The sequence below is a fragment of the Nocardioides sp. genome (genome assembly GCF_041913365.1).
Classification (GTDB): domain Bacteria; phylum Actinomycetota; class Actinomycetes; order Propionibacteriales; family Nocardioidaceae; genus Nocardioides.
Window position 1 is genome coordinate 129,845 of the sequence record NZ_JAYSFM010000004.1, and the last position, 11,490, is coordinate 141,334.

The 11,490-nt window shown below is 72.4% G+C and carries 12 protein-coding genes; 7 read left to right on the forward strand and 5 right to left on the reverse strand.

From position 1 onward, the window contains the following. Positions 1-41 precede the first annotated feature (41 nt). Positions 42-440: a YccF domain-containing protein gene (locus tag ACE3QY_RS11420; protein ID WP_374456150.1), complete on the forward strand. Its 399-nt coding sequence runs from the start codon at positions 42-44 to the stop codon at positions 438-440. Here the strand turns inward: ACE3QY_RS11420 and ACE3QY_RS11425 are convergent. From ACE3QY_RS11425 to ACE3QY_RS11440, 4 genes are read right to left on the reverse strand one after another with little or no spacing between them, the layout of a single operon-like run. Further along, positions 431-1,339 (reverse strand): pseudouridine-5'-phosphate glycosidase, encoded by a 909-nt coding sequence (locus ACE3QY_RS11425; RefSeq protein ID WP_374456151.1) that lies wholly within the window; start codon positions 1,337-1,339, stop codon positions 431-433. The genes ACE3QY_RS11420 and ACE3QY_RS11425 overlap by 10 nt on opposite strands. Beyond that, the gene (locus tag ACE3QY_RS11430) at positions 1,339-2,229 is read right to left on the reverse strand and encodes a carbohydrate kinase family protein (RefSeq protein WP_374456152.1); all 891 of its coding nucleotides are present in this window, start codon (positions 2,227-2,229) and stop codon (positions 1,339-1,341) included. The genes ACE3QY_RS11425 and ACE3QY_RS11430 overlap by 1 nt, the downstream gene beginning before the upstream one ends. Before the next feature lie 20 nt (positions 2,230-2,249). Further along, a complete protein-coding gene (locus ACE3QY_RS11435; RefSeq protein ID WP_374456153.1) occupies positions 2,250-3,461 on the reverse strand; it encodes an MFS transporter in 1,212 nt (403 codons plus the stop codon). Next, positions 3,448-3,780: a DUF3054 domain-containing protein gene (locus tag ACE3QY_RS11440; RefSeq protein WP_374456154.1), complete on the reverse strand. Its 333-nt coding sequence runs from the start codon at positions 3,778-3,780 to the stop codon at positions 3,448-3,450. Before ACE3QY_RS11440 ends, ACE3QY_RS11435 begins: the two co-directional genes overlap by 14 nt. A gap of 33 nt (positions 3,781-3,813) precedes the next feature. Here ACE3QY_RS11440 and ACE3QY_RS11445 point away from each other — a divergent pair, with 33 nt between their 5' ends. The 3 genes from ACE3QY_RS11445 to ACE3QY_RS11455 are packed head-to-tail and all read left to right on the forward strand — an operon-like array spanning position 3,814 to position 7,040. Further along, complete coding sequence (locus ACE3QY_RS11445) at positions 3,814-5,136, forward strand: cytochrome P450 (protein ID WP_374456155.1); 1,323 nt, start codon at positions 3,814-3,816, stop codon at positions 5,134-5,136. Between the two features lie 28 nt (positions 5,137-5,164). Next, complete coding sequence (locus ACE3QY_RS11450) at positions 5,165-6,208, forward strand: glycoside hydrolase family 43 protein (protein WP_374456156.1); 1,044 nt, start codon at positions 5,165-5,167, stop codon at positions 6,206-6,208. A gap of 25 nt (positions 6,209-6,233) precedes the next feature. Next, a complete protein-coding gene (locus ACE3QY_RS11455; RefSeq protein ID WP_374456157.1) occupies positions 6,234-7,040 on the forward strand; it encodes an acyl-CoA thioesterase in 807 nt (268 codons plus the stop codon). A gap of 123 nt (positions 7,041-7,163) precedes the next feature. Here ACE3QY_RS11455 and ACE3QY_RS11460 read toward each other — a convergent pair whose 3' ends face one another. After that, entirely contained in the window at positions 7,164-8,336 is a 1,173-nt protein-coding gene (locus ACE3QY_RS11460; RefSeq protein WP_374456158.1) for a hypothetical protein, read from the reverse strand. Positions 8,337-8,513: 177 nt separating this feature from the next. On the opposite strand from ACE3QY_RS11460, the gene ACE3QY_RS11465 reads away from it, so the two are divergent. Genes ACE3QY_RS11465 through ACE3QY_RS11475 form a run of 3 tightly spaced genes read left to right on the forward strand, consistent with a single transcriptional unit; the run spans position 8,514 to position 11,489 of the window. Further along, complete coding sequence (locus ACE3QY_RS11465; RefSeq protein ID WP_374456159.1) at positions 8,514-8,942, forward strand: hypothetical protein; 429 nt, start codon at positions 8,514-8,516, stop codon at positions 8,940-8,942. Between the two features lie 50 nt (positions 8,943-8,992). Continuing rightward, entirely contained in the window at positions 8,993-11,158 is a 2,166-nt protein-coding gene (locus ACE3QY_RS11470) for a DUF3376 domain-containing protein (RefSeq protein WP_374456415.1), read from the forward strand. A gap of 37 nt (positions 11,159-11,195) precedes the next feature. Continuing rightward, complete coding sequence (locus tag ACE3QY_RS11475) at positions 11,196-11,489, forward strand: hypothetical protein (protein WP_374456160.1); 294 nt, start codon at positions 11,196-11,198, stop codon at positions 11,487-11,489. Position 11,490 lies beyond the last annotated feature (1 nt).

An 11,490-nucleotide genomic window follows, 5' to 3' on the forward strand; every position in this document is an offset into this window, starting at 1 on the left:
TCCAAGCACGTCGCCGCGGGCCGTTCTGGCACGATTTCCTCGTGCGCCTGCTCCTCAACGTCATCTGGCTGGTGTTCGGCGGTTTCTGGCTGTTCCTCGCCTACCTGCTCGCCGGCGTCCTGCTGTGCATCCCGATCATCACCATCCCGTGGGCCATCGCGTCGTTCCGGATCGCGTCCTTCGCGCTGTGGCCCTTCGGCCGCACGATCGTCGCGAAGCCGTCGGCGGGCGTCGGCTCGTTCCTCGGCAACGTCATCTGGTTCGTGCTCGCCGGGTGGTGGCTCGCCATCGCGCACATCGTCTCGGCCGTGGCCCTGGCCATCACCATCATCGGCATCCCCCTGGCCCTCGCCGACCTCAAGCTGATCCCGATCTCCCTCGCCCCGCTCGGCAAGGACATCGTGCCCACGCAGAGGGGCGAGTTCGACCGCTACGCCTGACCCGCGGCGTGCTCCCGCGCGATCGCCGCGCCGAGCCGCGCGTTGTGCTCCACCAGGGCGATGTTGGCCTTCAGCGACTCGCCGTCGGTGATCTCCACGATCCGCCCCAGGAGGTACGGCGTCGCGTCCTTGCCGCTGATCCCGAGCCGGTCCATGTCGGCGAGCGCCCGGTCGATGATCGCGCCGATCTCGTCGGCGGGGATCTCCGCGTCCGCGGGGATCGGGTTGGCCACGACGACGCCGCCGTCGAGGCCGAGGTCCCACTTCGCCCGCATCAACGACGCGACCTCGGCGGGGTTGTCGAGGCGCATCGGGGCGGCGAACCCCGACGAGCGGGAGAAGAACGACGGGAACTCGTCGGTGCCGTAGCCGAGCACAGGCACGCCGAGCGTCTCGAGCTTCTCCAGGGTCAGACCGATGTCGAGGATGCTCTTCACGCCCGCGCAGACCACGGCCACGGACGTGGTCGAGAGCTCCGTGAGGTCGGCCGAGACGTCGTACGACGTCTCCGCCCCGCGGTGCACGCCGCCCAGTCCACCCGTGACGAACACGCGGATCCCGGCGAGGGCCGCGAGCCGCATCGTCGAGGCGACGGTGGTCGCGCCGTGCAGCCCACGCGAGACGACGTACGGCAGGTCGCGGATGGAGACCTTGATGACCGACTCGTCGGAGGCGAGCAGCTCGAGGTCGTCGGCGGACAGGCCGATCGTCGGCCGACCATGCAGCACCGCGATCGTGGCCGGGACGGCGCCGCCCTCGCGGACGATGTCCTCGACCGTGCGGGCCATCTCGACGTTCTGCGGGTAGGGCATGCCGTGGCTGATGATCGTGCTCTCCAGCGCCACGACCGGCTGCCCGGACGACAGTGCGTCGCGGACCTCGTCGGTGACGGTCAGCATCAGTGGTACTCCCTCAGGGCGTCGGCGAGATCTGGTCGGACGGTGTGGCTGCTCGCGATCGTGACGGCGGCCGCGCGGTGGCCCTCGCGAGCGGCCTCGACCGGGTCGGCGCCGCGCAGCCACGCGGCGACCCAGGCGGCCAGCATCGCGTCGCCGGCGCCCGTGACGTCGACGACGGTGGCCGGGACAGCAGGCAGGTGCACCGGGTCCTGCTCGCGGGAGCAGACCCAGGACCCGTCGGCTCCACAGCGCAGCCAGACGTGCTCGACGCCCCGGCCGTGGAGGTCCGCGACGGACTCCCGCCACTCCGAGGTCGGGCGCCCGGTGAGGGCGGCGAGCTCGTCCGCGTTGGGGGTCACCAGGAACAGGTCGTGCACCAGCTCGGCCGAGCGCGCCGCCTTGGCGACGGAGACCGGCTCGAAGGCGACGGGCACGCCGGCCGCGGTCGCGGCGGCGAACGCCCGTGCCACCTGGGCGGCCGCGAGGTTGCCGTCGACGACCACGAGCGCGGCGTCGTCGAGGTGCAGGGTGTCGAGCTCCAGCGCGTCGACGGTGGCCATGTCGGACACGGCGGCCACCAGCTCGCCGCGGTCGTCGAGGACGGCGGTGTAGGTGCCGGTGGCGCCCGGCACGCGGCGTACGGCACCGACGTCGGCGCCGCACGCGGCGGTCACCCGCAGCACCTCGTCGCCGAAGGCGTCGTCACCGACCGCCGAGACGAGCCGGACCGGGGCACCGAAAAGGCCGAGGCAGGCGGCGATGTTGCGGCCGACGCCACCGGGCGAGATGCGGGTGCGGCCAGGGTTGCTGGTCGCGGGCACGAGCGGCGCGGCCGTGCGCGCGACGACGTCCATGTTCGTGCCGCCGACGACGACCACCCACTGGTTCACGCGCAGATCCTGACAGACGCTCAGATCTCGTCGTCGACGTACGACGGTCGCGCGACGCGCAGCCCCGCCAGGGTCAGCGGCACCGACGTGAGGGCGAGCAGCACGATGACCAGCGACCAACCGCCGGTGGCGTCGTGGATGAGGCCCACGACGAAGGGCCCGATCGCGGCGAGCGCGTAGCCGATCGGCTGCACGAAGCCGGAGAGCTGGGCCGTCACGGACGGGTGGCGGGTGCGCGCGGTGATCAGCGCGATCGCGGTGGGGAAGGCGAGGCCGGACAGGCCGAGCAGCAAGGCCCACAGCCACGGCACGGTGGCCGGCGCGACCAGCAGGCCGAGGTAGCCGAGGGCGAGCGACACCCCGAACGACACCATCCAGACGTGCAGCCCCTGGCTCCGCGCGATGACGGTCGGCATGGCCAGCGCACCGAGGATGCCGACTCCGGAGAGCAGCGCCTGCAGGGCGCCCGCCGAGGAGGCGGACAGGCCGGCGTCGCGGTAGATCTGCGGCACCCAGCCGAACTGCACGTAGGCGTGCATCGACTGGATGCCGAACAGGACCGTCAGCGCGACCGCGGTCGGCGAGTGCGCGATGCGCCCGCTGGGCGGCGCGTCGCCGGCGACCGTGTGCTCGGCGGGCGAGCGCCGCTCGTGCAGCGCCAGCCAGGCCCACAGCGGGAGGGCGACGAGGAGGAGCACACCCCACATGCCGAGGCCGCTCCGCCACGAGTCGGTCGACTCGGTCACCGGGGCGGTCGCGAGCGCGCCGATGGTGCCGCCGACCACCAGGCCGGTGCCGTAGACCGTCATCAGCACGACGGCGTGCCCGTGGGCCTTGATCCACGCCGGGACCAGCACGTTGCCCACGGCCATGCCAGCCAGGGCGAGGACGGAGAGGACCAGGAACAGCGGCACGCTCTCGGTGGTCACGCGGAGCAGCAGCCCGGTCGCGGCGGCGAGCAGGCCCAGCGCGATGCCGGTCGTCATGCCGACCTTCCGTGCGAACCCGACCGCGAGCGCACCGACGAGACCGAAGCAGAGGCCCGGCAGCCCGGTCATCGCGCCGGCGACCCCGGCGCTCATGCCGAGCCCGTGGCGTACCTCCTCCAGGACCGGGCCGGGCGAGGACGCACCGGGGCGCAGGTTGACCGAGACGAGGACGACGGCGGCGAGCAGGATGCCGAACGACAGGGTGCCGAAATGAGTGCGGGGGCGGGCATCAGCGTCGGACACGTGCAACGACTCTAGGCAGCAGGAGCAGCAGCCCGAGCACGAGGGTGGCGACGACGACGAACGCGGTGGCGGTGCCCTGGCCGCTGGCCTGGCGCAGCACCATGCCGCCGACGAGCGCGCCGAGCCAGACCACGACGCCCGAGCCGATCGCTGCGGGTGGCCGGCGGGTCACCGCGAGCGCCGCCCAGGCGAGCAGGGCGCCGGTCAGGAAGGGCCAGGCCGTGGTCCACCAGCCGCCGACGGTCAACGTGCCGTAATGGCTGAAGCGCCCGATCACCGCGAAGAGTCCGACGAGCAGGAGGTCGACCGCGAGCCACATGCGCCCGAGCCTAGGCGGACTACTCTCGGCTCCATGACCACCGTCGTCATGCCCTCGGTGCCACCGTCCGTCCGGTCGAGCGTGCACTGGGGCGTGGCCCACGGGCTGCCCACGCTGCTGCTCCGGCGGGCCGCCGAGCGCGGCGACCTGCAGGCCCGGCTGATCCAGGTCGGCGCCCGCGGCACCGACGACGTCTTCGACCTGATCGAGGAGATCCGCTCGCGCGGCCCGCTCTACCGCTCGCGCATCGGCTACGTCGCCACCAGCCACGCCGCCGTACGCCAGCTGCTGACCAGCGACGACTTCCGCTCCGGCTTCCCGACCAACGAGGGACCGCTCGGCAAGGTCGCCCGGTGGGCGGCGCCGCGGACGCTCCACCCGGTGGAGCCGCCGTCGCTGCTGGTCACCGAGCCGCCCGACCACACGCGCTACCGCAAGCTCGTGACGCGGGTGTTCACCATGCGCGCGGTGGAGAAGCTGCGCGCGCGGACCGAGGAGATCGCCGCGGAGCTGCTCGACGCCCTCGAGCCGCGGTCCTCGGGTCCGGTCGACCTCGTCGAGTCCTACTGCGCGCTGCTCCCGGTGACCGTCATCGCGGAGATCCTCGGCGTCCCCGAGGACGAGCGGGCGCGGGTGCTGGACTTCGGCTCCGCCGCTGCACCGAGCCTCGACCTCGGCCTGGGCTATCGCCGCTACCGGTCCGTCTCCAGGGCGCTCGAGCAGTTCGACTCCTGGCTCAGCCGGCACCTCGACAACCTCCGCCGTGAGCCCGGCGACAACCTGCTCAGCGAGCTGGTCGCCGTGCGCGACGGGGGCGAGGGCCTCGACGAGTCGGAGCTGAAGGCGACCGCCGGACTCGTGCTCGCCGCCGGCTTCGAGACCACGGTGAACCTGCTCGGCAACGGCATCGCGCTGCTCCACGACCACCCCGACGAGCGCGCCCGCGTCGAGGCCGACCCGTCGCTGTGGCCCAACGTCGTCGAGGAGGTGCTCCGGCTCGACCCGCCGGTGCTGCTCACCGGGCGGATGGCCGCCCGCGACACCGAGCTGGTGGGCCAGCCCGTGCGGGCCGGGTCGATGGTCACGGCGATCCTCGGCGGTGCCAACCGCGACCCCGAGGTCTTCGCCGACCCGCTGCGCTTCGACGTCGGGCGGCCCAACGCGCGCGACCACATCGCCTTCTCGTCCGGACGGCACCACTGCCTCGGCGCCCAGCTGGCCCGGATGGAGGGGGACGTCGGGCTGCGGGCGGTCTGGGAGCGTTTCCCCGGGCTGCGCCTCGAGCCCGGTGCCCGTCGGCGCGAGACCCGCATCCTGCGTGGGTTCGAGACGCTCCCCGCCACGTTGCGCCCCTGAGCGGGACTTTCTCGGGTAGGTTCCCCCGGTGCCGAACCGGGGAGCAGCGCGCCTGCTCGTGCTGCTGCTCGCGACCGTCCTGCTGGCCCTCGCCGGCCCCGCGACGGCGGCCGACGACGTGCCGCGGCCGGTGCTCAACGTCGACTTCCCCGACCCGGCCGTCGTCGCGGCGCCCGGCGGCCTGGTGGCGTACTCGACCGGTGACCGCGTCCCGCACGCCTGGGCGCGCCGCGCGGACGGCAGCTGGCAGCGGGGTCGCGGCGTGCTCACCCACCGGCCCTCCTGGTCGCGGGAGGGCGGCGTCTGGGCCGTCGACGTGGTGCGGGTGCGCAACCAGTGGCTGCTCTACTACGCCACCCCGGTGCAGGGGATGGGGGAGCACGGCCGGTGCATCGGCGTGGCCCGGTCGGCGTCGGCCCGCGGCCCGTTCCGCCCCGTGGGCAGCCGGCCGCTGGTGTGCCCGTCGTACGCCGGCACGCCCCTCGCCCAGGACCCGCTGCTGCCGCGCGACCCGACACTGCCGCGTGCCGGGGTGATCGACCCGTCCTACTTCCGCGACCACGACGGGACGTCGTACCTCGTCTACAAGACCGACCGCACGCCCTCCACGATCCGGCTCGTCCAGCTGACCGACGACGGCCAGGCCGTCGCCGAGGGAGCCACCAGCGTGGAGCTGGTCAGGTCGGCCGGGGTGATCGAGAACCCGTCGATGGTGTGGCGCGAGGGCGGCTACGTCCTGCTGCTGTCCGAGGGCGACTGGACCCGCTGCGGCTACCGCACCCGATGGCTGCGCTCGGCCTCCCTCGTCGACTGGACGGCTGCCGCGACCGGCATGCTCCTCGACACCGCCCTGACCGGCCTCTGCGGCCCCGGCGGCGCGGACCTGGTCGACGGTGGCGCGACGCGCCTGTTCCTCCACGGCTGGACGTGCCGGGGCACGCTGCTGCCCTGCGAGGGCCGGGGCAAGTGGGACCACAAGCCGCGCCAGCGCGGGATCCGGTCGATGTACGCCGCCACGCTCCACTGGCCGGGTGGTGTGCCCGAGGTCACCGGCTGGCTCGGGCCGCGCTGACGCGTCGCGCGCCTAGGCTCGGCGCATGGCTTCCGAGTGGGACACGCACACCACGCTGACCGCATCCCGTGAGGGCGCCTTCGACGCCGAGCTCGACCCGGGATGGGTCGTCGGCGGGGGCGTCAACGGCGGCTACCTGCTCGGCATCATGGGCAAGGCGATCGCCTCGACCGTGCCGGCCAAGCCCCATCCGCTGTCGGTCAGCGCCTACTACCTCTCCGCCTCGCGCCCCGGCCCGGCCCACGTCTCGACCCGGGTGCTGCGCGAGGGCGGGAGCGTTGCGACGGTGGCGGCCGACCTCGGCCAGGAGGGCACGACGCGCATCACCGCGCTCGCGACGTACGGCGACCTGCGCGCGATGCCGTCCGACGTCGCGACCACGGCCGTCGAGCCGGAGCTCCCGCCCCTCGAGGAGTGCGTCCCCGGCTCGCTCGCACCGGAGGAGACGCGACGGATCGCACCGATCATGGACCGCTTCGACATGCGCTTCGACCCGGCGTGCGTGGGCTGGGCGATGGGCGCTCCGAGCGGGCGCGGGCACATCCAGGCGTGGTTCCGAATGGTCGACGGCCACGACGTCGACCCGGTCGGCCTGCTGATGGTGTGCGACGCGCTGCCGCCGGTCACGTTCGACCTCGGCCGCCCCGGTTGGGCGCCGACCCTCGAGCTCACCGTCCACGTCCGCGCCGTCCCCGCGCCCGGCTGGCTCAAGGTCTCCCACCGGACCCGCAACGTCGCCGGCGGCATGTTCGAGGAGGACTGCGAGGTCTGGGACTCGGCCGGCCGTCTGGTCGCCCAGAGCCGCCAGCTCGCCCTGCAGCCCCGCGCCTGATTCGCCGCCCCTGGCCCTTGAGTCGCTCAGAGACTCAACGTGCATCCCGGGCGTGTCGGGGCTCCGCTGGGCCTTGAGTCGCCCACAGACTCAACGGCCAGTCCCGGGCGTGTCGGGGCTTCGTCAGTCGAACCACTTCCGGTCCATGGCCACGATCCAGCGGCGGCGGGGGTGCTCGGTGAGCGACCAGATCCGGTCGGTCGAGGGCCAGTAGCTGAGGTCCTCGGGGCCCATCGGCAGGGCCCACCGTCGTACGCTCATCGAGCCGGGTTGACCGGCGCACACCGTGCCCGGCATCCACGGGCCGTGCGAGACCGTCACGTGGTAGCGGCCGCCGGCGATGACCGCGCCCTGCATCTGCCGCACCCCGCCCTCGTCGATGGCCAGCGGCCGGGAGAAGCCGTCGTCGCCGACCGCGAGCTGCCAGGTCGCGGGGTCGAGCGGGTAGCGGGCGAGGCGGGTCGTCGCGTCCGGGACGGCGGCGTACTCACCCGCGACGATCGCGGGCGGGTCGGAGCGGCGGTCCAGGGACAGGAACGAGTAGCGCAGCTTCTCGTGGCCCTCGTCGGTGAAGGCCTGGTAGGTGAAGCGGACCGGCAGCACGTAGCGGTGGCCGAAGGAGTGGAACCGGGTCCCCTCGAGGCCGAACTTCTCCGGGTGGTCGTCGTCGCCCGTGACCCGCATGATGTCGTCGACGCGGGCGGTGACGAAGCCGCGGTTGGTGGCCGCGATGTGGAGGTAGGGCCCGGCCCACACGATGCCGCCGGCGTGGATGTTCATCGGCTTGAGCACGAGGGTGCCGGCTTCGTCGAAGACCGGCACGACGAGGAGGACGTGGCGGTACCTCCCCGAGTCGAGGTCGACGAAGGTCACCCGCGAGCCGCGCTTGATGCCGTCCTTGCCGGTCGAGTACCACGTCGTCACCACGACCTTGCGGCCTCCGATGTCTTCGGTGTCGGAGGAGTCCGCGCTGGTCGAGATGCCCTGGGGGTACCAGAGCTCGTCGCGCTCGTCGTAGAAGTCCCAGCGGTACGCCTCGCGGACCGCGCGGCCGAGGACCCGGGGCACGACCCGGGCGGGACGCACGGCGTACTTCAGGTCGGCGAGCAGGCCGTCGAGCCCGGTCGGCTCACCGAGCACCGCGGCGAGCGCCGCGATCTCGCGCACGTTCTCGTCCGTGCGCTGCAGGTGCACCCCCTGGACGTACGGCGACTCCGAGGCGGTCGGCCGCATCTCGTCGGCCGCCGTCTCGGCGGGGGGCTGGGGCGTGGGCTCGGGTCCGCCGGATGGGCGCATCCGCCCACCCTATGCGCGCCTCCGAACGGCCACGCGAGCGCGGATCGCCGTGGTCCGTCCCCTGTACGAGGGACGTTCCCGCCGTGGGAGCTGATCGGTGCCTGCGCGGCGGTGTGATGGGGGGTAGCCATCTCACTGGGGGAGCGGACGGGACACGCGAGGAGAAGGTGACGGCGCATGAACGCAATCGAGGCAGTGTCGATCGTGGGGGCGGCTGGCGGTGTGGGCGGGTTGGCGGCCTACCTCGCGTCCGGGGGCCTCCGGAAGAAGCTCAAGCTGGAGGAGGGACCGTCTGAGACCGGATTTGTGGGAACGACGTTCTTGGGGGCGCTCGCCGGCGTTCTCGCATGGGTGGTCCAAGGGCCACAGGAGTCCCTCGCCGTCACGTCGGCGCTGGCTGACGCGCACGTGCCGACCCTGGGTGACGTCGTCGCCGCAGTGGGTGTCGGCCTGGCGGGCTCGAAGTGGCTCGCCCAGAGCTACCAGACCAAGCTGTTCCGGTTCGTCGGGTCCCAAGCGGCGCTCAAGGATCCTGATGCTGAGGTTGCTGCTGCGATCTCAGGTGGGGACGTGCGCCGTGCCGCCACCGCGGTGGGGGCATCGTGAACGGGCAACCGGAGACGGCATCGCGACGCGAGGTGCGTCTGGCGCTGGTGATGAACGGCGGCGTGAGCCTCGCCGTGTGGATGAGCGGGGTGACCCGCGAGATCGACGCACTGCAACATGCCCACGAGGCTGTTCCGGCCGAGGCGACATCCGCGCAGGAGACCTACCTAACCGTCTGGCAGGACGTGCTGAGTGCCGCCAGGCGCTCGCGGGTGAGGGTGGACCTCGTTGCGGGAACCAGCGCCGGCGGGCTCAATGGCGCACTCCTGGCATCCGCCATCGCCCGTGGCGAGCGCCTCGACTCCGAGCTGCGCGACCTCTGGGTCGAGGCGGGGAGCCTCATGGTCGGCAAGCTCATCCAGCGCAAGGACTCCGAGGAGAACTCCCTCCTCGGTGGAGCCTATTTCGAGCAGCAGATCGCCACGGCACTGGGCCTAGTCAAGGACGCATTCGGAGCGTTCACGATGGCAGGGAAGGCCGTCGGGCAGCAGAACTGCACCTTGCTCACCACGGCGACCGCGTTGCGGACCCCGGGAGCGGATGACATCGGGCCGGACAGCCGCCGGGTCTACCGGTTCACGCACCGCGTCGACCCGGAGGGCGTCGCGGCGACACCGGGGTGGGCGCAGAGCGACTTCGCGACCCACGCGGCGGCGCTGGCGCGAGCTGCGCGTGCGTCGGCGTCGTTCCCGGCGGCCTTCAACCCCGTCTTCGAGTCTCCCGACCTGGTGTCGCGACGACACGAGCGGATCGACGACGACGCGTCCTACCTGGTGGACGGAGGCGTCCTGGACAACGCGCCCTTCGGCCCGTTGCTCGACGAGTTGCGCAAGAGGCCCATCGATGCGCCCTTCGACCGCATCCTGCTCTACATCAAGCCATCAGCGGGTGGTGACGGGACGCCCACCCCACTGACGAACAACCCGTCCCCGCTCACCGTGCTTGGCCGCGTCTTCACCGCTTCCCGCGAGCCCGACGACCGTCAGGACGTCGAGGACCTCGTCGGTCTCCGCGACGAGATGCTCTACACCGGCACGATGCCTCACCTCCTCCTGTCGAGGAGCTTCGAGCCGGGCTCGTCCATGTCGGGCGATGCGTTGACGGCCGCGGCGACACCGTTGCTCGCCCACTACCGACGGGGCCGACGGCAGGCCTTCGAGGTGCAGGCCGATCTCGAGCCCACGGTCCGGTTCGACGTCCCGGACATCACGCCACTTCCCGAGGAGGGCGACCTCTTCGGAGCCATGATGCTCGACTTGGCGCGCGGCTCCTGGACATGGGGCCTATCCGCGGCAGACCGGATCCTTCGGTGGTGGGGCCGCATCCTCAACGGCTCGACCGAGGCGCAGGGGCCGACCTGCGACGCCGCATTCGCCACGGTGTCCGCCGGCCAGCGACTGACCACGGTCCTCTACGAGTCCGACGACGAGAGCTGGCCCGCTGACACCACGATCGCCACGCTGGCCGAGCTCATGTGGACCGCTGCCGACGCCATGGCGACGTGGATCTCGGGCACCGGCCGCTCAGTGTCGGGTGAGGAGGTCATGACGTCGTCGCTCTGCGTCGAGGTGCTCACCATGTCCTTCGCGTGGGGCCACCTGGACTCCAGCAACGTGCCGCGGTTCTCGTACCGGCAGATCACGCCGGGCGTGTCACCTCTGGTGAACCTGGAAGGCGACGGCGAGTCGCCCTACTGGGAGCGCGCCCACCTGTACGGCTCTCGCTGGGGTCACTTCGGAGCATTCGGGGCTGACGACTGGCGGGCGAGCGACTGGTTGTGGGGGAGGCTCGACGGGGCCCGTCAGCTCATTGAGCTGCTGGTCGATCCGGGGGACGAGCGCGAGGACCTCCTGCAGAGGATGGGTGCTGCGATCCTCGACGAGGAGAAGACGACACTCACTGCGGTCCAGGCCTCGGCGAGCTCGGTCCGCAACGCCACCGCGGCGAGCCTGTGGAAGGAGTTCGTCACGGAGCTCGGGTCCCCCACGCGCCAGGCGATCTTCGCCAAGCTCGAGAGACTCCCGAGCCAGAACCTCCCGCCGGACGTGGCGGTCATGGTCCTCGCAGCCGTCGGCCGTGAGCGACCGGAATCGACGAAGGCGACGTGGCTGGCCAGGCGCAAGGAGAACGCCAGGCTCCGGATCATCCGGGCCGCGTTCGCCGTGCCTCGGGTCTACCTGCGCCACCGGGTCAGGAAGGCGCTGTCCAGCTCGTGATCGCCCTTCCGGGCAGTCGGGCTGCCACACTGCGCGTGTGAGGGCGATCTTCTTCGACGAGGACGACGCGCGGGCGGTCGTGGCCCGGCTGCGTGCCGACGGCTTCGAGGCCCGCGTCGAGCGCGAGCGGCTGGCCGGTGAGGACGACGACGAGGACCACCCGTGGGCGGTCGTGAGCGACGCCCCCGCCTTCATGCTCGAGGTCCTCGTCGACACCCACGACGGCTGGCTGGACGCCGAGGACGACGCGGCTGAGGAACAGAGCGGCCCGTCCGAGCCGTTGCACCTACCGACGGCGCCCAAGCGGATCAAGCGCCCCGACCTGGATTGAG